The following is a 21,040-nucleotide window of genomic DNA, read 5'->3' on the forward strand; positions in this document are numbered from 1 at the left end:
GCCTGTTTCAGCCAGTTGGCGTGCTAACGTGCCAACAATTCGGGTTCCCGAAGCTCCAATCGGATGTCCCAGCGCAATTGCACCGCCACGAGGATTCACTCGGTCGAGCTCAACGCCCAGCTCCTTGGCCGATTGCAGCGAGACGGACGCAAAAGCTTCGTTAATTTCCACGACCTGCAACTCGGCGGTGTCATAACCGGCCTTCTTGAGTGCACAGCGGATCGCATTGGCCGGTTGTGAGTGCAGCTGCACATCTGGTCCGGCAACGAATGCCGTGGATTCAATCCGTGCCAGCGGCTTCAACCCCATGCGCTCGACCGCTGCCTGAGACACCACCACAACGGCTGCAGCGCCATCGGTGATTTGTGAGGCATTGCCCGCCGTCACGGTGCCATCCGGGGTAAACGCCGGGCGCAGGTTAGCTAGCGATTCGGCGGTAGCATCACCACGCACTCCGTCGTCGTACTCGATGACTATTTCCCCGCGACGGGTCTTGACGGTATAGGGTGCGATCTCGTCGGCGAGAAACGCTTGGTGCTGTACCGCCCGCTGATGCGACTGGGCCGCGTAGGCGTCTTGGTCGCATCGGTTGAGCCCTAACTGGCTATTGCCCTGATCAGTCAACGTGCCCATGGCGATGCGTTCGAACGCATCAGTGAGTCCATCATGATCAACGGTGTCTTGAAAATTTGCGACCCCGTATTTGGTAGCCGAGCGCAGCGTTGCCACGTGCGGCGCCTGCGACATGGATTCTTGCCCGACGGCGACCACAACTTCCGCTTCGCCAGCGTTGATCAGTCGGTTGGCTTGCGAAATCGCCTCGGTACCCGATAAGCACACCACATTGAGCGTCTGGGCGGGTGTATTGAAGCCAATCCCGGCAGCCACCGCGGTCTGTCGCGCAGGGTTCTGCCCCGCTCCAGCCTGCAATACTTGGCCGGCAATCACCTGATCAACGTTGTCGGCAGAGATGCCCGCGCGTTCTAGCGCTGCGGACACTGCGTGCGCGCCGAGATCAACGGCTGCTTCGGTGGCCAACTGGCCGGTGAATTTGGCAAATGGGGTCCGCGCGTATCCTGCAATATAGGCGGTCATGCGGCTACCTCCTCCAGTTCCACAGCAAAGTCAGCACCGGTAATCTCTTGCAGCTCATCCACCGTGTGGCCGGGAGCAATTCGACGCAGCACCAGTTGGTGATCAACGACGTCGAACACTGCCCGGTCGGTGATAATGCGGTCAACGACGCCCGCTCCAGTCAGTGGCAACGTACATTCGGTGACAATTTTCGGTGAGCCATCTTTAGCAACGTGATCGGTCATAACCACCACGTGCGGGGTGCCCGCCACCAGATCCATGGCGCCACCCATGCCTTTTACAAGCTTGCCCGGGATTTGCCAGTTCGCTAGGTCGCCGTTTGAAGCAACCTGCATGGCCCCCAAGATCGCGGTTTTGACGTGACCGCCGCGGATCATCCCAAACGAGGTGGCCGAATCAAAAAAGCTACCGCCCGGTTCGACCGTCACCGTCTGTTTGCCAGCATTAATCAGATCGGCATCTTCTTCACCCTCGTACGGGAAAGGCCCCATGCCGAGCAGCCCATTTTCGGATTGCAATTTGACCGAGACGCCCTCGGGCAGATTATTTGCCACCAGGGTTGGCATCCCAATGCCAAGGTTGACGTACTGGCCATCGGTGAGTTCTGCTGCGGCAATGGCTGCCATTTCATCGCGGGTCCACATTATGATGCAACCTCCTGCAGGGAGCGGACAGTAACGTTTTCAATTTCCTTGACCGGATCAGCATCCACGAGCGCCTGGACGAAGATACCCGGGGTATGGACCAGTTCGGGATCCATGAAATCGTCGAGCATGTGCTCAGCTTCGGCCAGCGTGAACTGACCCGACATGGCTGCCAGTGGATTGAAGTTCATAGCGGTCTTGCGGTACCGCAGGTTGCCTTCTGTATCGGCTGTGTGCGCTTTGACCAGGGCGATATCAGCGCGGATACCTTTTTCCATAATGGCACGCTGACCGTTGAAGACCTGTTCTTCTTTGCCCTCGGCAATTTCGGTGCCAACACCCGTTGCGGTGAAAAACGCCGGAATACCAACGCCGCCAGCACGCAGTCGTTCGGCCAGTGTGCCTTGCGGCGAGAACTCCACTTCGAGCTCACCGGAGAGATACTGTTGTGCAAACAGGCTGTTTTCTCCCACATAGGAGGCAATGACCTTGGAAACCTGCTGGTTTTCTAACAGGATCCCCAAACCCTTGCCGTCGACACCCATGTTATTGGAAACGATGGTGAGATCCTTGGCTCCCGTGTCACGCAGGGCATGAATCAAACGGGTGGGGTTCCCGGAGAGCCCAAATCCACCGACGGCGATGGTCATTCCATCTTCTACGACGCTGGCCAGTGCCGCCAGCGCATCATCTTGGTACTTCAAGTGCATACCCTTTTCTCATCTGTCCACGATGTGGTGATTGCTGACTCTGCTAATGAACCTACTGATGGCCTTATCAATGAACAAGTGTTCCCTACATTTTCCATGTCAACTGCTCAGAAGGTGACAAGAGACACAGATAGTGTTCATAATGTGGACATGGTGAAAAAAGGAGCCGGTGTCCAAGTACTGTCCCGCGCAGCAGCGTTATTGCGAGTGGTCTCTGGTGCTATGCCCGAGGGCATCACAACCTCGGATGCTGCCCGCCAGTCTGACATGGCACGGCCCACAGCGCATCGCATCCTGGACTCCTTGGCCGCTGAAGGATTCTGTGACCAGGATGCCAAATCCGGCCGGTGGCTGCTGGGCCCGGAGCTCTTCTTATTGGGCAATATCGCCGGCGCCCGGTACGACGTCACCGAGACCGCACAAAAACATGTGCACGCCTTAGCGCAGCAAACCGAAGAATCCGCGTTCTTCTCCACCCTGCGCGGCCATGAGACCGTATGTTTAGTCCGTGAGGACGGCGCATTCCCCATCCGGTCCTTCGTACTGTATGAGGGACGGCGATTTCCGCTCGGCGTCGCCTCTGCTGGCCTGGCAATCCTGGCGTTCATGCCGCAACGCCAGGTTGAAGACTACCTTGCTGAACATGATCTGATCGCCGAGTATTCGGCCACCCATAGCCCAGCGTCAATCCGTGAGCGCATTGCCGACGGCCGTCATAAAGGATATGTAACCAACCCGGGCCTGATCGTTGAAGGCAGCTGGGGGATAGCGGCTCCAGTCTTCGACGCCACGGGATTTCCTGCCGGTGCGCTGAGCCTGACTGGTATTGAGCAACGGTTCAAACAACCTCGTCGAGACGAGATGGGCAGGTTGCTGATGCACCACGCACATGAATTATCCCAGGCTCTCCAACAGCAAGCGTGGAATCAACGGTGATGAGACCTTTTTCCCCGGGCCGTAGAACGCTAGTCTGCTAGCACGCTTGACTTTGGAGAAAGAAACGGATGAATCTTCACGCTGCAGTTATCCAGTACGCTCCAACAACTAATAAAGACGAGAATCTGGGGCTCCTCAAACAACTCATCGGTGACGCCGCCGACCAGGGCGCAGACCTGGCGGTGCTGCCAGAGTATGCCACCTATACCAAACCGGATATTGACGCAACGTATGTGGAAAATGCCGAAGAGCTCGACGGCCGTACGGTCACCACCTTGCGGACGCTGAGCGCCGAACAGCATATTGCCATCATCGCAGGCCTGAATGAACCCAATGGCCAGGGGCGTGTATTCAATACCCTGGTTGGGGTTCAAGACGGCGAAGTCAAGGCCACCTATCGCAAACTGCACCTTTATGATGCTTTCGGGGCCCAAGAATCCAAATGGATCGAACCTGGTGCCATCGCCGAACCGCAGCTCATGGAAGTCAAGGGCCTTAAGATTGGTTTGCAAACCTGTTATGACCTGCGCTTTCCGGAAGTCTCCCGGGTGTTGGTTGATGCTGGGGCAGACGTATTGGCGCTTCCCGCTGCCTGGGTTCCAGGCCCGTTAAAAGAAAACCATTGGACGACATTGCTGCGTGCTCGTGCCATCGAGAACACGGTCTATGTTGTAGCCGCTGGCCAATCCGCGCCAACCGGTGTTGGTCATAGCTCAATCATCGATCCGATGGGCAACACCATTGCCATGATTGGCGATGACGTCGGTATCGCACGAGCAGACCTTAGCCCAGAACGCATAGCAAATACCCGGGCAATAAACCCCGCGTTGGCCGGACGACGCTTCACTGTCCAACCGAAAGTCTAATATTCAGGCCCCAATCATGGACTCCGTCGCGGATTCGAATAAATCTCACCCCGGCGGTGACAAATCGTTGTCGTGACAACATGACTTCCGACAGGGGATATGGACAGTTCCTTTTTGTGAAACCTGGCAGTACCATCCGATGTATATGTGCTCGTGATGAGGGTCACAGAGCTTGGATGGAACTTCAAGTCAAGAAGGGGAGCAATGGTAGAACAAGCATTGGTACTGGATCAAGAAAAATTCGCGACCTATCCGCAACAGCCCCACGGTGGCAAGCTCGTGGACCGCGTGGCAACAGGCGAGGTGCGAAAACAAGGACTGCAAAGAGCCCAAACCGTACCGAAGATCATGGTGGATCTTGAAGCCGCTATTACTTTAGAACTGATTGCTACCGGCGTCCTTTCGCCCAATGAAGGCTTCATGAATGAGCAAGAATACCTCTCCTGTTTAGAAACCGGGCGCATGACAAACGGCTTACCTTGGCCGGTTCCTTTGAGTTTCGCCCCGATCGGTGAACGCAATAGCCAAGTCGTCAAATCCCTGTCCGTCGGGGACGAAGTAGCCTTGATCGACGAAGACCATAAACCCATCGCGCTGCTACACCTGGACGATATTTTCTCCTACGACAGAGCCCACCGTGCCAAACATATTTTCGGCACCACGGATCGCAAACACCCCGGTGTCGATGCCATCTATCGGCGCATGGGAGATACCGCACTAGCCGGGAAAATCACGTTGTTGAATCGACCCGACTGGGGACCGTTTGAAGGTATGCGGATGGAACCCAAAGAAACCTGGCAGCTTTTCTATGAAGAGCAAAAGTACACCAGTGTGGCAGGATTCGTAACCGGGGCAAACCCAATGCACCGCGGCCATGAATACATGCAAAAGAACCTCTTAGAAGAGGTTGACGCGTTGCTGTTGTTGCCGCTGGTAGAAATGGCCAAACGTGAATATACCCGCCATGAGTTCCGGATGCTGGCGTATCGAAGTGTACTGGATGAATACTATCCATCAGATCGAACCATCATGTTTCCGTTGCGGGTGACCTATGTATTTGCAGGTCCACGCGAAGCAGTACTTCATGCGCTCATTTTGAAAAATCTTGGATGCACGCACAAGATCGTTGGTCGCGACTATGCCGGCGTGGGGGACTACTACGAGCTCTATGAAAGCCAAAGCATTTTCGATGAGTTCACCCCCGAAGAGTTGGGCATCGATATTCGATTCTTCAACGAGGTGTTTTACTGCGTACGCTGTGCTCAGCCAACAACCTTGAAAACCTGCGCACACGATGACAGCACACGGATCTACATTTCAGGCTCGGGGATTCGTGAACTGTTGCGCCACGGTTTCATTCCTCCCGAAGAGATTGCTCGCCCAGAATCAGGACGCATCGGCATCCAAGGAGTCCAGCCGAAAGGGCTCAACGACGACGGCGAATCGGTCAAGCCAGCTGGCAAATTGATCCAGACCATGTTCCCGTACTATCTCACGCACAAGGGCATCGGTGGGCGTCGACGTGAACAACCGTTGAATCCAGATGACCTGACCAAAGATGATATCGAAGCCATCATGCTCGACATCCACGAAAACGCGGGACTCATTTATAAACAGACCGCTGAAGAGTACGCTCGAACCGCAGATATCAATCGCGTCAGACAGCCGGCATGGGTGGAAAAAGCTCACGCTGACGTGCTGAAAGAACAAGAACTGGTTATCCGAACCTTAGAAGAAAAGGTCGCCAATGCGTCCTCGGAAGCCTCCGATGAGTTCATGTATCAGGATCGCGAAGAGGCACAAAACGAATTAGATATCGCCAAGAAGATCCTCACAGAAGCTGGCGAACCCATCACCCAAGACAAAACAGCACATCGGGTGTGGAATATCGCGCCCTACGATCACTATTACTAGGACGCGCTGCAATAGCAAAGAGCTCAGCCGCCAACACATCGTGGGTTGGCGGCTGAACTCTACTGATCAGTGCCGAGTTTGTCAGCGCTTAGTTTGCGCTGACAGATTCGGTAGCGTCTTCGTCATCAAGCATCTTTGCTATCTCGTCTTTTTCAGGTTGTGACAGATAACGTTGCAACGAGTCATCGAGCTCGCGCATCCAGGGGGTGTGATGCTGTGCCGCCATCGTTCCTGTCATAACTGAACGGTATTGCTTATCGCGGTAGGTCAGCACGTTTTCGGCTTTATCGCGCTGCCACGCGAGGAAAATCTCTACAACAGAGTCGAGATCGAACATAGGGTAGTCGCTGTTTTCGATCAGATCACGAATGTAGTCGGCTTGGAAACGAACTTCGTCTTCCATGCAGGCCAATTCGCTGAAGCGTTTCGACCACGCCTCAATATGTGCTGCACGGTCTTGCGCGGACGGTAGTGCTGTGCGGCCAAGGATGAGGTCGCGAACATACCAGGCCTGGGCATCAAACATATTGAAGGTAAACCACTGGTCTTGTGCACCCAGATAGTACAGTTTCGGATTTTCTTGCCAGACGACGCCGCGGTAGAGGCCGCTAGGATACACGTTGTTTGGCGAGTCGATGGCTAGGTCGCTTGGTAAGAATGGGTATTTATGAATGTAGCCAGTGCACATGACAATCGAATCAAATTCACGGACTTCACCGTTGACAAAGTGCACTGTATTGCCATCAATGCGCTGGACCAGGGGTAGTTCTTCCATGCCTTGAGGCCAGGCGTGTCCGAGGGGGTTGGACCGGTAACTCAGCGTAACGCTGCGAGCGCCCATCTTATATGCCTGGACGCCGATATCTTCGGCCGAGTATGAGGAACCGATCATCAGGACACGTTGATCTGCCAGCTTTTCGGCACCTCGGAAATCGTGTGCGTGTTCTACCGAGCCCGGGAAGGTCTCGATGCCTTCAAATGATGGGGCATTTGGGAAGCTGAAGTGACCAGTGGCTACGATGACTCGATCGAATTCCGACGACGAAGTGGTCCGGTTCTTGAGATCTTCTACCGTGACCGTGAAAGTGCCGGTAGTTTCGTTGTATTGTACCCAACGCGCTGCTGTTGCGAAGTGGACTTTGTCTTTTGTGTTGCTTGAGCGTAAGCGACCATCAATGTAATCCCATAACACTTCACGTGGTGGGTAAGACGAGATAGGACGGCCGAAGTGCTCATCAAACGTATACTCTGCGAACTCGAGAGCCTCCTTTGGAGCGTTCGACCAGAGGTTTCGGTACATTGAAGAATGCACCGGCTCACCGTATTGGTCCAGACCGGTGCGCCACGAGTAATTCCACTGCCCTCCCCAGTCGTCTTGCTTCTCATAGCAAACGATTTCAGGGATTTCTGCCCCGGCACGTTCTGCCGATTCAAAAGCTCTCAATGCTGCCAGACCGCTCGGGCCGGCTCCGATAATCGCAATACGCTGTCTTTCCACAGTGTCCTTTCGTTAATTTATGCATGCCGGTTAGGCGGCGGAGGCAATCTCAGCAAAATTGCGTAGCCTCTACGCCCCACGAACTCCGTGGTACCAGGGTGGTGCCGTTCTTCCGGGAACGGGCAGAATAAAACCCCGGCAGAATGCCTTATTTGGACATGCTGAACAAACTCACCGTATCAACTTGGAAAAATTCATGGCGCTTATGACTTTTCCGTCGGGCAGGTTCGGCCTGGCATAGTTGGTTGGCATAGACCGGGCAGGGTATTGCATGAGCATGCCACGTGCCGCCCGGGTGTGGGCTCCTTGGCTGGTTGGTGATCGCTGGCTAGCGGAGCTTCGTTGCGAAAATGCTGTGGAGCGGCATTATTAGCAAGCCGGAGTTACCTCAGGAGCATTCTTTAAGTACCCTGTCCTCTGGTCGATAAGAATCAAGTTATCGTCACTCTAGACTTGATCAATAGCGTGAAATGCGACACACTTAATTTCACAGTAGTGAATATAATTTCCACAATATGAAATAAGGAGGGTCTGCTGTGTCTCAACTTCAGATCGGACAAGTCGCACCAACATTCAAATTGCAGGACGGCGATGGTCAGCAGGTGTCACTAGATGATTTCCGTGATAAGAAAACCATCGTGTACTTTTACCCCAAGGCCGCTACCCCCGGGTGTACCACCGAGGCTTGCGATTTTCGAGACAACATCAATTCGATGGGGGCGGCAGGTTATCAAGTCATTGGCATCTCACCGGATGCACCAGAAGATATTAAAGCTTTTGCGGTACAAGAGCGACTGACTTTTCCACTGTTATCGGATCCGGGCTCCCAAATAGCCAAAGCCTATGGCAGTTATGGCACCAAAACCATTAACGGCAAAACCATTGAAGGCACGTTGCGGTCGACATTTGTGTTGGACGGTGACCACACTGTGCAACATGCTGAATATAACGTCGATGCCGAGGGCCACGTCGCGCGGTTACGCGACACACTTGGTATCTGAATCAACGACGAAACAGTGGACTTCTACCGTCGTAAGAATTGACCTTTCGGCGTGTGGAAGTCCACTTTTTTGCCGCGTAACCATGTGTCTTGGACCTGACCTTGCAACTCGCGCCGATCGTACGGCGTAATAGGGTTTCTATGATGCAAACTCCCAGCATCAACCGTCCATGTGGCTTGCGGGTCGAAGATAACCAGATCGGCATCATACCCAAGCGCTAGCTGACCCTTGCCTGCCACACGAGCAATACGAGCTGGTTGTTCCGCCATCCATGTCACGACCTGCGATAACTCAATGCCATATTGCTGGGCTTCGGTCCACATGACCGAAAGGCCCAATTGGAGTGAGGAGATGCCACCCCATGCGGTATCGAAGTCCCCGTGGCCGTTTTCTTTGAGCTCTAACGTCGACGGTGAGTGATCTGATACTACAATGTCTATCACCCCGTCTTGGAGCCCCTGCCAAAGGCGACTTCTGTTGTTTTTCTCGCGAATTGGTGGTGCACACTTGAAGGCGGTCTTGCCATCTTGGATGTCTTCGCTCAAAAAAGTAAGGTAATGCGGGCACGTTTCGACGGTAATTGGCAGCCCTTCCGCTTTTGCCGCAGCGAGCTGTTCTAAACATTCAGCGTTCGAAAGATGTAGGATGTGTGCGCGGCAGCCGGTAGCCCGTACAGCCTCAATGACCGATTGGATGGCTACCGACTCTGCTTCGCCAGGTCGAGACGCCAAAAAGTCGGCGTAGCGTCGGCTGGCATGAATGCCCTGGGCGCGAGTGTGCTCTAAGGTGTGAGCATCTTCAGCATGAACGATCATCAGGCCATCAAACTTCTTCAGCTCAGCCATATCTCGTTGCATTTCGTCGGTCTCGAGCTTGGGAAATTCATCCACCCCGGAATGTTCTAGGAAACATTTGAACCCGAAAACGCCATTGTCATGCAACGGTCGCAGCGCATCGATGTTGCCCGGGACGGCGCCACCCCAAAAGCCTGTATCCACATGGATTTGATCTTTGGCAGCGGCCTGTTTAATAGCCAGCGCATCAGTATTGACTGTGGAAGGAATCGAGTTTAGCGGCATGTCGATGAGCGTGGTTACACCGCCTGCGGCGGCTGCACGGGTCGCTGAATCAAAACCTTCCCACTCGGTTCGTCCCGGTTCGTTGACGTGGACGTGCGTGTCCACCAATCCAGGTAACAATACCTGTTGACTTTGAACATCGACCACCTGATGGCTGCTTAGATTGGCCCCCAGTGGTTCAATGGCCTCGATTTTGCCGTCTCGGACACCGATTTCAAGCGGACTGAACTGCCTTTGATGTAGGACGTGTTCGGCCCGAAATACAACATCGAATACAGGTTTTGCCATTGCTGGATTCCTTTCATTTTCGTCACACTGAGTGTGCTAACAAGATATTACCGATGCGGGCACCGAGTCGGACTAACAAATCCTGTGCTTCACGCATAGACACCTCAGGATCAGACTCGAGCTCAGTTAACGCAAATACTCGGTCGAACCCGGCACCTGCTGCTTGACGATCAGACAACAAACTGCGTCCGCATACCGCAAACACCGGAATCTGGTGCTGATTCGCCACTTGAGCGATACCCACCGGAGCTTTTCCTTGCAGTGTTTGAACGTCGAGACTGCCTTCCCCGGTAATCACCAGGGTTGCGTCGGTGAGTGCAGAGGCAAAATCAACGATGTCCAAAATGACATCTATTCCTCGACGTCGTTTCGCCCCCAAGACAGCCATGGCTGCAAATCCGGTACCACCGGCTGCACCGGCGCCGGGCTTGGTGATCGCGTCGGTGACGGATTGAGCGGCCTCACGGCCGAAAGTCTGTGCTGCAGCATCCCTGAGCCGCTCAGCAAAATGCCCTAAGGAAGTGTCAAATCCTGCTATGTCGTCATCGGATAACCCTTTTTGTGGGCCGAAGACCCGTGCAGCGCCATCGATGCCCAATAGTGGGTTATCGACATCACTGGCCAAGATGACTTCAGTGTGGGCCCACCGTGGATCGATATCGGTCAGCTCAATCCGGTGTAGTTTGTGCAACGAGCCACCACCGTCTGCCACCGTAATCCCGTTTTGATCCAGGAGTTTTGCGCCGAGGGCAGCCAACATACCAGCTCCGCCATCTGTACAGGCGGAGCCGCCAAGTCCCAGGACAATCCGGGTTGCCCCGGCTTCAAGAGCGGCTTGCAATAGTTCTCCGGTGCCTCGACTCGTAGCCGTGGCCCCTGTACTTCGGGTGGGTTCCAATAACTCGATTCCCGAAGCTTGTGCTAACTCCACGACCGCATCGGTGCGATCGGATGAGTGCTTTATAGCCCACCGTGCCTCGACGGGACGGCCTAGCGGTCCGGTGACCAATGCTGTTTGCTGTGTGAAGCCAGCCGCAACGGCGGCATCGATGGTGCCTTCACCACCGTCTGCGACTGGCACACAGCGCACCTCCGCGGAGGAGGTTGCCGAGCGGAGACCCCTTGTGAGCGCTGCGGCAACCTCCTTCGCGGTGGCAGACCCTTTGAACTTATCTGGAGCGATCACAACGACCGGTTGGATGTTCATCGGGCTCACCGTTAGTCCAGCAGCATGAGTGCAGTAGGAGCGTCTGCTGCGGTAACGGCGAGGTCTTCAAATTCATTGATGTTATCCAGGGCAGTACCCATAGCAACGTTCGTAACACGTTCCAGGATGACTTCGACGACGACCGGTACCTTGTATTGATCCATCAATGATCGGGCTTGTTCAAATGCCGGACCCAATTGGTTCGGATCTTCAACCCGTAGCGCCTTGCAACCGAGCCCTTCGGCTACTTTGACATGGTCGACTCCGTAACCGGCGGTACCGGATTCTTGAGCAGCCGCGCCAGCATTGATGTTTTCAAATGCCAAGGACACTTCGTAATCCATATCGAAAGCGCGCTGCGACTGCCGGATGAGACCGAGATACGAGTTATTCACTACTACGTGCAGATACGGCAGGTTATGCTGTGCTCCGACGGCCAACTCTTCGATCATGAACTGGAAATCGTAGTCGCCCGAAAGTGCCACGACAGTTTGATCAGGTTTGGCGCGGGCTACACCCAGTGCTGCTGGACCTGTCCACCCCAGCGGTCCGGCTTGGCCGGCATTGATCCAGGAACGCGGACGATATGCGTGCAACATTTGCGCTCCGGCAATTTGACTCAGCCCGATCGTGGTCACATACGTGGTATCGCGACCAAAGGCACGGTTCATTTCCTGGTATACGCGCTGCGGTTTGATCGGTTTGTGATCGAAGTTCGTTTTGCGCTGGAGTTGTGCCTTGCGTGCAGTGCAAGCATCTGACCAATCTGTATAGTTTGGGATTGTGCCGGCAGCTTGGCGTTTGCGTGCGGCCGCCAAGAGAGCTTGTAGTGCGGCTTTTGCATCCGAAACCACCCCGTAATCAGGGGAGAACACTCGTCCGATCTGGGTTGGTTCGATATCGACATGTATGAATTTGCGTCCGGCACGATACGTTGTGAGGTCTCCGGTGTGGCGGTTCGCCCAGCGGTTACCGATACCCAGAACAACGTCGGACTCTAAGAACGTCGCATTACCGTACCGGGTGTGTGTTTGGATTCCCACCATGCCTGACATCAGGGGGTGGTCGTCTGGGATTGCACCCCATCCCATAAGCGTCGGGGCAACCGGGATGTTCAGGAGCTCAGCTAGCTCTACGAGTTCCGTAGCGCCGTCAGCGTTAATGATGCCGCCACCGGCTATAATCAGTGGCCGCTCATGAGCGAATAATAAGTCAAGAATCTTATTGGCTTGAGCTTCAGTAGCCTGCGGGTTAACCACTGGCAAAGGCTCATACGTATTAATATCGAAATCAATTTCCGTCATCTGTACGTCAATTGGTAGGTCGATTAGCACCGGGCCAGGGCGAGACGATCTCATGAGTTGGAAAGCTTTTTGGAAGGTACCCGGAATCTGACCGGCTTCTAATACGGTGACGGCCATCTTGCATAGTGGTTTGGCGATCTCATCAATATTGATTGCTTGAAAGTCTTCTTTGTGTAAGACCGCGACTGGTGCCTGCCCAGTCAGACACAGGATAGGTATCGAATCAGCAGCGGCAGCATACAATCCCGTGATCATATCGGTTCCAGCTGGACCCGAAGTCCCGATACACACCCCGATATTGCCGGCTTCGGCGCGACTGTAGCCGTCGGCCATGTGCGAGGCACCTTCAACATGGCGTGCCAACGTGTGCTTTATCCCGCCGTGGGCTTTCATCGCCGAATATAGCGGATTGATAGCGGCACCTGGCAAACCGAAGGTTTCGGTTGCGCCTTCCTTTTCCAGAATCAGTGCGATGGCATCAACTGCGCGCATGATGGTCATTTCGATCTCCTTGAGTCAAAACTGTGTTCATTCTTAGTTATCTGCTCGAGCGGATAGCTGATCTACCAAACGGAACAGACCGGAGTGATCCAGTCCGCCGTCGCCGGCGCTTACAGTTGCTGCGACCAACTGAGCAACTGCGGCCCCGATTGGAATGATCACACCCGCTTCGCGAGCCGCGGAGGTCACAATACCCATGTCTTTGTGGTGTAGTTCCAGTCGAAAACCAGGTGAGAATTCCCGATCCAGCATCTTTTGGCCTTTTTGTTCCAGAACTTTGGAACCGGCCAGCCCGCCACCGAGCACCTCTAAGGCTGAAGATGTATCGACGCCGTAGGCCTCGAGGAACGCAATGGCCTCAGCGAGCAATTGGATATTGCCGGCAACGATCAGTTGGTTAGCGGCTTTTACGGTTTGTCCCGACCCTGAAGGACCAACTAGGACGATGGTCTTGCCCATGGCATTGAGAACATCTTGGACTGCATCGAAATCTTCTTGTTCTCCTCCAACCATGATGGACAACACTGCATCGATTGCACCTTGTTCACCACCTGATACTGGGGCATCGAGCGGTTTGATTCCTGCAGCACGGGCTTGTGCCGAGAGTTCGGTGGTTACATCGGGTCGAATTGATGAGTTATCAATCCAATAGGCGCCTTCAGGCGCGTTAGCAAAAACCCCATCGTTACCTGTTACCACTTCGGTCACGTGTGGAGAGTCCGGCACCATAGTGATGATGACATCGGCATCCTGGACAGCCTCAGCAATCGTAGAGGCAGCTCTGCCTCCAGCTGTCACGAGTTCTTCGACTTTGCCAGGAGAACGATTGTATCCGGTGACATTGAATCCTGCCTGGACTAGGTTCTTGGCCATGGGTAGCCCCATAATGCCTAAACCAATGAAAGCGACGTTTTTCGTTGTCATAATACAAGAGATCCTTTCGTAGTAAGAGTCCTCAATGAGGTAAGTACCCTCAAGGCACTGCTAGTTCTTGAGCCAATCGAATGCTGATGCGTGGTCTTGCTTATATTCCAAGGCGACGTGGCCGGTGTAACCGAGTTCGCGAGCCCGATCGAGCCATGCAAATAACGGCAGACTTCCGGTTCCGGGCGCACCGCGGCCTGGATTATCTGCGATCTGAATGTGTCCGAAGTCGGCAGCATGATGTTCGATGACTTGTGCAACATCGTCGCCGTTGACCGCCAGATGATAAAAATCAGCAAGGAGAGCAATATTTTGAGCATTGCCTACCTCGGCATCGCCATTCTTGACCTCATCAATGATCCGCAGGGCATCTGCGGCTGTCTTCAGCGGGTAATCCTCTGCACCTGAGACGGGTTCCAGCAAGACAGTACCGTCGAGTTCGGAGACTGCATTTGCAGCATGAACGAGGTTTTTGATCGCAAGCGCGTCTTGTTCCTCAGCAGTGAAATCCGACTGTCGAAGTCCATAGAGTGCATTGAAGGCTTTGCAACCAGTACGCTTTCCAATCTCCACTACAACTTCGACGTTTTCTTTGAATGCAGAGCATTCGCCTTTGGTCGAAACTCGTCCGCGATCTCCGCCAGCCATATGGCCCGCCCAAAAGTTCAAACCGACAAGTGAGACACCGGCATTATTTAGTGAATCAATGAATGCTTGCACTTCGTGCTCGCCTGGAACCGGGTTGCCATCGAATGGCCACCAGAACTCAACTTGGGTAAAACCCTCAGCCGCAGCAGCAGCTGCTCGATCGTTGACGGGCAGCTCAGTGAGCAGCGTAGAGCAATTCAGCACGAAATCTTGGGCGGTAAATTGCTGGCGACGTTCTTGCTCTGATTTCACGGTCTCAGTCACAACTTCCTCCAGTGTTTTCATATTGTGGAAAAGTATTTTTGATCTGTGAAAGTTAGCGTAGAGGGCAATGTGAGTTGAGTCAAGTTTTGCTCAATGGTGTAGCGCTACAGCAGTGCGCCCGTCGGGTTTCCGAACACCTTGACAGCACATATGTGATGCAGGCTACACTTACAATATCTTTTGGAATTGTAATTTCACATCATGGAACTATCGTCTTTATCTTTGATACCTACCGAAACGAGGGATCGTGAAATCTCTTTTCGCAAAACCTGCCTATGCTTCCCCTGATGCCCCGGAAAATGAACGATTACCGTTCGGACGTTCTCTTGCCTTCGGGGTACAACACGTCTTGACCATGTATGGAGGGATTCTTGCTGTCCCGCTCATCATCGGTAATGCCGCAGGACTCTCTCCTGACGAAATTGCCAAAATGGTGACCGGCACGCTATTCGTTGGAGGTCTAGCAACGATCTTGCAGTCAGCTGGATTACCCTTCTTAGGCTCCCGACTGCCGCTTGTGCAAGGAGTTTCCTTTGCTGCTGTCGCTACCATGCTTGCCATAATTAGCGGTGGAAACGGGCTGCAGGATGTCTTCGGAGCGATCATTGCAGCCAGTGTCATCGGCTTTTTGATTGCGCCGTTCTTCGCAAAAATCGTTCGTTTTTTCCCACCGGTAGTTACCGGAACTGTGATCACAGCGATAGGGTTAACGTTATTCCCCGTAGCGGCCAACTGGGCAATGGGCGGCGATAACACGGCTGATAACTACGGATCAATTACGAATATCAGTCTGGCATTACTCACCTTTGCTATCATCATTATCTTCTCGAAGGTGGGTGTGGCGTTACTATCGCGTTTAGCAATCCTGTTGGGTCTTATTGCAGGTACCGTCGTGGCCTGGACCTTAGGTCAAGCCGACTTCTCCGACGTCGGTGATGGGGTGCCCATCGCATTTCCTGGCTTACTTGAATTCGGGGTACCTACGTTTGATATTGCGGCCATTGTCTCCATGGTCATTGTGATCTTGGTGATTAAGACCGAAACTACCGCAGATATCATTGCCGTCGGGGAGATCATCGGAACCCCGGTTGACTCTCGCCGCATTGCAGACGGACTAAGAGCTGACATGTTATCTTCGGCATTGGCACCATTGTTTGGGTCTTTCACGCAGTCTGCTTTCGCTCAAAATGTTGGCCTGGTAGCGCTATCTGGGATTAAATCGCGTTGGGTCGTCACTGCGGGCGGTGGAATCATGGTGGTGCTCGGGTTGGTTCCATGGCTGGGCCAAGTAGTTGCTGCCATTCCAATGCCGGTCCTTGGTGGTGCCGGTATCGTACTATTCGGCACGGTTGCCGCTTCAGGTATCCGGAGCCTGTCAACCGTCAAATACGACGGTAATATGAACCTGGTCATTGTTGCCTCTGCACTGGGCTTTGGCATGATCCCAGTGGTTAGCCCAGACTTTTATGCAGGATTCCCGGCTTGGTTCGAAACCATCTTCCACTCCGGTATTTCTTCTGCGGCCATCGTCGCTGTGATTCTCAATATTGTCTTCAACGAAATCGCAGCAAAAACCACAACACAGGCATCGACATTCGCAGCTAAGCCGCTGCGATACCTCACCCCAGCACATTTAGAAGTTCTCCAAGATGGAGACCTGTTTACTGGTGGCAAGCTCGTAGACTGTGATGGTGAAGAGATTCCGGTAGTGCCGGAAGAAAAACTTCCTGAGGTACGAGAAAAGATTCAATGCGGGGAAGTCACCACAACAGCGGAAATAGCTCAGGTGGTCGTCAAAGACAAACAGCCAACCACGTCTGCGGATTCATCTGAGGATCGCGAGAATGGTGAGGCAAGCATTAGTCAAGGGCGCGGTGTGAGGTAGCGCTGAAGCTACTACGGGAGCGTAACCGCTGTTCCATTCATCTCTATATGAAAAGTCAATACATGCGTCTGTTCGGTCGGAATCTGACCGAACAGACGCTTTTTGCCTTCGATGCAGCTTTGCGTGGGTCCGGCCGTAGTTGGGACATTCCCTTTGTGGATTGATCCGCTGAGTCTCTTGGACTCATGGCGGCTGTTTTGTACATGGGCTCCCCGCGAAGGTTATGAGGTAGAGGCATAATCACGGGCTTGACACCGTGGTGTCCTTATGGGTGGTCGAGTGCAAGTCAGAGCCGGTTCACGTCTCCATAACAACGTGCTGTAAAAGGACGTAACGGGCTAATATCTTGAGCAGGCCAGTAAGAACAGCGCAAGACCCCCAGTCGTGCTAATGCTGAACATGCCCGGTTCAGTAGGCTGATGGTTCAGGAATCGACAGGGTTCGATCCAACACACGACAATATGCAGGAACACGATAATGGCGGTGTTGCCCCGATACTTCGGAACAACACCGCCATAGCGTCAGGTATCGTACTAACAGATCACAGCATGACTTGACGGTTGACGTCCTTATACAACAGGTACCGAAAATTCGACGGACCGCCGGCGTAGCAGGCCTGAGGGCAGAAAGCGCGCAGGGAGAAATAGTCGCCAGCTTCCACCTCTACCCAATCGGCATTGAGCCGGTACACGGCCTTGCCTTCCAGGATGTAGATGCCGTGCTCCATGACATGGGTTTCGGCAAAAGGAATCACCGCACCGGGTTCGAAAGTCACCACGTTGACATGCATGTCGTAGGCTAGATTCGTGGTGTCCAGTAATCGCGTGGTGCGCCACTTATTGTCAGTGTCTGGCATGGCAACCGGCTCAATATCGTATTCATGGCCAAATGCTGCCTGTGGCGTATAGCCATGCAGCGGTTCATAGCGCTTCCGGAACCAGTGGAATCGTGCCGCAGTGGCACCAGCGTTGTGCACTTGCCACGCTGCGCCCGGAGGTAGGAACGCAAACCCGCCGGCCGATAGTTCGTGAGTTTCACCCTCGCATTGGACTGAAATGGATCCTTCTAAGACGAAGAGAAAGCCTTCGACTTCGGGCTGTGGCTCGGGGTGAGTAGATCCTCCACCCGGTTGCACCTCCATAATGAGTTGCGCGAAAGTGGTGGCTCCGCCTGCAACCGGACGGTTTAAGAACCATGCGCGGGTATCTGTCCATTCGGGGAGCACCGAGGTGACAATATCTCTCAGCACCCCCTTGGGGATCACGGTGTAGGCTTCGGTCACGACTGCTCGATCAGTCAGCAGATCGGTTTGGGGTGGGTGGCCGCCTTGCGGGGCATAATATGGGGGAATTGGGGTCAAAGCAGTCTCCTTGAACAGTTCAATCATCACGTTGCTGACTGTGGCACGAGTCCGGTTGAAGCCAGATGCTCCAGAGCGAGCTGATCCAAACCGAGCCTTTGGTGAATCTCTGCTGCATCTGCTGCACCGCATGCCGTGCTACGAAGAACATACCGCGCTAGTGCCTTTGCTGTCGCGGGTTCATCCATGATGCCATCACTTTCAGCACGCACATACTGCTCTAATCGTTGCACAGCAGAAGTCAGCGATCGGTTAAAGAAATCAAAGGTTGCTAAAAATCGAGTGGGGAGTTGTGCTGGGTGCATATCCCAACCCTGATAAATACCACGGCGTAGATGCCTGCTGACGAGACGGGCATGAAGTTGCCAAGCTTGATTAACTTGATTCTCATCGCCAACTGGCAGGATATTTGTCGAGCCATCTGAAAAATGCACGCCTGTTTCGGCGACGGCTGTCAGAATGATATTCTTGGCGAAATCTGCAGCTGGGTGATCCATGGATTGGTACGCCGCAGCTATTCCCAGTGATGCCGAGTAGTCGTAGGTTCCGTAATGCAGGGAGGTAATTCGCCCTTTCCCGGCATGAATGACTCTTGCGACTTCGGAACGGCCTTCGGCGCTGATAATCAGTTGGGGTGTTTCAACCTGCACCTCATATCGCAGTGCACCCTGTGGCATCTTGAAACCAGTTTCCAAGGTGGCCGCTATATCGTTCATAGCTTTGACCTGATCAACAGTGGTGACTTTTGGCAACGTCAGAGTGGTTGATTCAGGTAGCTGCCCGGTTTGTTCAAGCAGCGTACTGAGATACAGTTCTAAGGTGCGTAGGCCACGGGCGCGTAGATTAGCTTCGAGGCATTTGAAACGGATACCGATGAATGGCGGGGCAGAACCTTCTGCTAATGCCTTGGCTACTTGTTTTGCGGCCGCGATCGCATGCCGATCTTCTTCAGCGTCACTGCGCTGTCCGTAGCCATCTTCAAAATCAATTCGAAGGTCTTCGACTGGTTCGGTGCCAAGTTTGCGCTCTACAAGCTGGGCGAGTTCATCTCGGTAGGCAGGATCGCTGGTGTGGTCCAGGACGAGATCTGCGAGTTGTCGCATTCTACCTCGCTGTTGAACTGCCTCGAGGGCCTGTTGGCCCCAACGCTGTGCGGTATCGAAACTGAACTGGTCAGCAGGTACATAGACCGTATGTACCGGTTGGCGACGTCCATCATCGCCGGGATAAGCATCAGCTAACAACGCATCCGTGCCAGCCAGAACCTGATCCAACTTCCGGAACGTAGTGTCGTTGAGAATCACTGGTCGATCACCTCGTAGGCGGGCAGAGTTAGGAAATCCACAAAGTCCTCGTCGCGACCGGTGGTAATGCGTCCGATGATATCTGCGGCGGGTTGGTAGTAGCGGGTAAATGTGGCATCGTCGTTGACTTCTTGACGGAGTCGTTCCACTTCTTCATTAAGGATAGCTGTAACGCGGTCGGCCGTCAGGACCTCACCGGTATCGGCGGTGGTCACCTTGTTGGCGATGAGCTGCCAGACTTGGGAGCGAGAAATTTCTGCGGTGGCGGCATCCTCCATAAGATTGCGGATGGCTACGGCGCCGTTGCCGGATAACCAAACAGCCGTGTACGCCACGGCCACGTAGAGGTTGTTGCGTACGCCTTCCTCGGTAACTTGGCCGGGGGTGGATTCAACGTCTAACAGATCAGCTGCGGTAACGTGTACCTCGTCGCGTTGTCGATCTACCTGATTAGGTTTGTCTCTGAGCACTTTGTCGAATTCTTCAACACAGATGGGGACGAGGTCAGGGTGGGCTACCCAAGAACCATCGAAGCCATCTTGGGCTTCGCGTTGTTTATCAGCCCGGACCTTGGCCATGGCGATTTCATTGGTTTCGGGTTCACGACGGTTGGGGATAAAGGCTGCCATCCCACCGATGGCAAAGGCGCCTCGACGGTGACAGGTTTGAACCAGAAGGTCGGTGTAGGCGCGCATCATCGGTGCGGTCATGGCAACATCGGCACGATCTGGGAGAATAAATTTTTCGCCAGCTTCGCGGAACGTTTTAATAATTGAGAACAAATAATCCCAGCGTCCAGCATTCAGGCCGGCAGCATGGTCACGAAGTTCATAGAGAATTTCATCCATTTGAAAGGCCGCCGGGATCGTTTCAATCAGCACAGTTGCACGCACGATGCCGTGGTCCAGGCCGAGTTCGGCTTCTGAGAACGTGAAGATATCGTTCCACAGGCGAGCTTCTAGGTAGTGTTCTAGCTTTGGCAGGTAATAGAACGGTCCGTTACCTTGCTCGTGCAATAGTGCGGCGTTATGGAAAAAATGGAGGCCAAAATCTACTAGTGCGCCGATGGCACGTTGACCATCGACGTGGATATTTTTCTCGGAAAGGTGCCAACCGCGTGGACGAACCACGACTGTAGCTAGTTCCTCGGCGGGACGCAGCGTATAGGACTTACCCTCTGGGGAAGTGAAAGATAAGGTACCTCGGGTGGCATCGTAGAGATTGATCTGCGATTCGACCACGTTGTGCCAAAACGGCGCGGAAGCATCTTCTAAGTCAGCCAACCAGACTTTTGCGCCAGAATTTAGTGCGTTGATCGCCATTTTTGCTGGGGCCACCGGGCCGGTGATCTCAACGCGACGATCGCGTAGTTTTTCGGGTGTGGGTGCTACCTTCCAGTCGGCGTCCCGAATATGTTGAGTTTCTGGTAGGAAATCCATGGTCCCGGCTTGGGCAGCCTCTCGTCGACTGGTCGCTCGAGCTTCAAGCAAAGCATCACGTCGTGCGGCAAAGTGTCGATGGAGTTTTTCGACAAAGGCCAAGGCTTCTGGCGTGAGGATCTCATCTGCGCGGTCCAGGGTTATATGTTCAGTCATGCTAATAGTCATCGGTG

At 53.9% G+C, this 21,040-nt stretch carries 17 protein-coding genes; 5 read left to right on the top strand and 12 right to left on the bottom strand.

Annotated elements, in window-relative coordinates; translation table 11 throughout:
- From K8V32_RS01550 to K8V32_RS01560, 3 genes are all read right to left on the bottom strand, one after another.
- The coding region (locus K8V32_RS01550) for an acetyl-CoA C-acyltransferase (RefSeq protein WP_303901816.1) at nucleotides 1–1,095 on the bottom strand (1,095 nt) is incomplete at its 3' end.
- Nucleotides 1,092–1,742 (bottom strand): CoA transferase subunit B, encoded by a 651-nt coding sequence (locus tag K8V32_RS01555; protein ID WP_303901908.1) that lies wholly within the window; start codon nucleotides 1,740–1,742, stop codon nucleotides 1,092–1,094. The genes K8V32_RS01555 and K8V32_RS01550, both read right to left, overlap by 4 nt.
- Nucleotides 1,739–2,449: a CoA transferase subunit A gene (locus K8V32_RS01560; RefSeq protein ID WP_303901819.1), complete on the bottom strand. Its 711-nt coding sequence runs from the start codon at nucleotides 2,447–2,449 to the stop codon at nucleotides 1,739–1,741. The genes K8V32_RS01555 and K8V32_RS01560 overlap by 4 nt, the downstream gene beginning before the upstream one ends.
- A gap of 150 nt (nucleotides 2,450–2,599) precedes the next feature.
- On the opposite strand from K8V32_RS01560, the gene K8V32_RS01565 reads away from it, so the two are divergent.
- The 3 genes from K8V32_RS01565 to K8V32_RS01575 all read left to right on the top strand — a co-directional run bounded on the left by K8V32_RS01565 (nucleotide 2,600) and on the right by K8V32_RS01575 (nucleotide 6,165).
- Nucleotides 2,600–3,385 carry an IclR family transcriptional regulator gene (locus K8V32_RS01565; RefSeq protein WP_303901822.1) on the top strand — a complete coding sequence of 262 codons (786 nt, stop codon included), beginning with the start codon at nucleotides 2,600–2,602 and terminating at the stop codon, nucleotides 3,383–3,385.
- A 68-nt stretch (nucleotides 3,386–3,453) separates the two neighbouring features.
- Nucleotides 3,454–4,251, top strand: a complete 798-nt coding sequence (locus K8V32_RS01570) for a carbon-nitrogen hydrolase family protein (RefSeq protein ID WP_303901825.1) — start codon at nucleotides 3,454–3,456, stop codon at nucleotides 4,249–4,251.
- Between the two features lie 204 nt (nucleotides 4,252–4,455).
- Complete coding sequence (locus K8V32_RS01575; RefSeq protein WP_303901828.1) at nucleotides 4,456–6,165, top strand: hypothetical protein; 1,710 nt, start codon at nucleotides 4,456–4,458, stop codon at nucleotides 6,163–6,165.
- Between the two features lie 88 nt (nucleotides 6,166–6,253).
- Here the strand turns inward: K8V32_RS01575 and K8V32_RS01580 are convergent, their stop codons facing one another.
- The gene (locus tag K8V32_RS01580) at nucleotides 6,254–7,663 is read right to left on the bottom strand and encodes a trimethylamine monooxygenase (RefSeq protein ID WP_303901831.1); all 1,410 of its coding nucleotides are present in this window, start codon (nucleotides 7,661–7,663) and stop codon (nucleotides 6,254–6,256) included.
- A gap of 536 nt (nucleotides 7,664–8,199) precedes the next feature.
- On the opposite strand from K8V32_RS01580, the gene bcp reads away from it, so the two are divergent.
- Nucleotides 8,200–8,664 (top strand): thioredoxin-dependent thiol peroxidase, encoded by a 465-nt coding sequence (bcp, locus tag K8V32_RS01585; protein ID WP_303901835.1) that lies wholly within the window; start codon nucleotides 8,200–8,202, stop codon nucleotides 8,662–8,664.
- Between the two features lie 23 nt (nucleotides 8,665–8,687).
- Here the strand turns inward: bcp and allB are convergent, their stop codons facing one another.
- The 5 genes from allB to K8V32_RS01610 are packed head-to-tail and all read right to left on the bottom strand — an operon-like array spanning nucleotide 8,688 to nucleotide 14,879.
- Nucleotides 8,688–10,031: an allantoinase AllB gene (allB, locus tag K8V32_RS01590; protein WP_303901838.1), complete on the bottom strand. Its 1,344-nt coding sequence runs from the start codon at nucleotides 10,029–10,031 to the stop codon at nucleotides 8,688–8,690.
- Nucleotides 10,032–10,053: 22 nt separating this feature from the next.
- Nucleotides 10,054–11,238 carry a glycerate kinase gene (locus K8V32_RS01595; RefSeq protein WP_303901841.1) on the bottom strand — a complete coding sequence of 395 codons (1,185 nt, stop codon included), beginning with the start codon at nucleotides 11,236–11,238 and terminating at the stop codon, nucleotides 10,054–10,056.
- A gap of 11 nt (nucleotides 11,239–11,249) precedes the next feature.
- On the bottom strand, nucleotides 11,250–13,043 hold the full coding sequence (gene gcl / locus K8V32_RS01600) for a glyoxylate carboligase (protein WP_303901844.1): 1,794 nt from the start codon (nucleotides 13,041–13,043) through the stop codon (nucleotides 11,250–11,252).
- Between the two features lie 33 nt (nucleotides 13,044–13,076).
- Nucleotides 13,077–13,967, bottom strand: coding sequence for a 2-hydroxy-3-oxopropionate reductase (locus K8V32_RS01605; RefSeq protein ID WP_303901847.1), 891 nt, complete (start codon nucleotides 13,965–13,967; stop codon nucleotides 13,077–13,079).
- A gap of 60 nt (nucleotides 13,968–14,027) precedes the next feature.
- A complete protein-coding gene (locus K8V32_RS01610; RefSeq protein ID WP_303901850.1) occupies nucleotides 14,028–14,879 on the bottom strand; it encodes a hydroxypyruvate isomerase family protein in 852 nt (283 codons plus the stop codon).
- Between the two features lie 247 nt (nucleotides 14,880–15,126).
- Here K8V32_RS01610 and K8V32_RS01615 point away from each other — a divergent pair, with 247 nt between their 5' ends.
- A complete protein-coding gene (locus K8V32_RS01615; RefSeq protein WP_303901853.1) occupies nucleotides 15,127–16,764 on the top strand; it encodes a nucleobase:cation symporter-2 family protein in 1,638 nt (545 codons plus the stop codon).
- 541 nt (nucleotides 16,765–17,305) lie between these two features.
- Here the strand turns inward: K8V32_RS01615 and K8V32_RS01620 are convergent.
- The 3 genes from K8V32_RS01620 to aceB are packed head-to-tail and all read right to left on the bottom strand — an operon-like array spanning nucleotide 17,306 to nucleotide 21,035.
- Nucleotides 17,306–18,115, bottom strand: coding sequence for a bifunctional allantoicase/(S)-ureidoglycine aminohydrolase (locus tag K8V32_RS01620; RefSeq protein ID WP_303901911.1), 810 nt, complete (start codon nucleotides 18,113–18,115; stop codon nucleotides 17,306–17,308).
- Between the two features lie 35 nt (nucleotides 18,116–18,150).
- Nucleotides 18,151–19,428, bottom strand: coding sequence for a DUF6986 family protein (locus K8V32_RS01625; RefSeq protein WP_303901856.1), 1,278 nt, complete (start codon nucleotides 19,426–19,428; stop codon nucleotides 18,151–18,153).
- The gene (aceB, locus tag K8V32_RS01630) at nucleotides 19,425–21,035 is read right to left on the bottom strand and encodes a malate synthase A (RefSeq protein ID WP_303901859.1); all 1,611 of its coding nucleotides are present in this window, start codon (nucleotides 21,033–21,035) and stop codon (nucleotides 19,425–19,427) included. Before aceB ends, K8V32_RS01625 begins: the two co-directional genes overlap by 4 nt.
- Nucleotides 21,036–21,040: the final 5 nt, after the last annotated feature.

Origin of the sequence: Enteractinococcus helveticum (genome assembly GCF_020742345.1) — a bacterium.
Taxonomy (GTDB): Bacteria; Actinomycetota; Actinomycetes; order Actinomycetales; family Micrococcaceae; genus Yaniella; species Yaniella helvetica_A.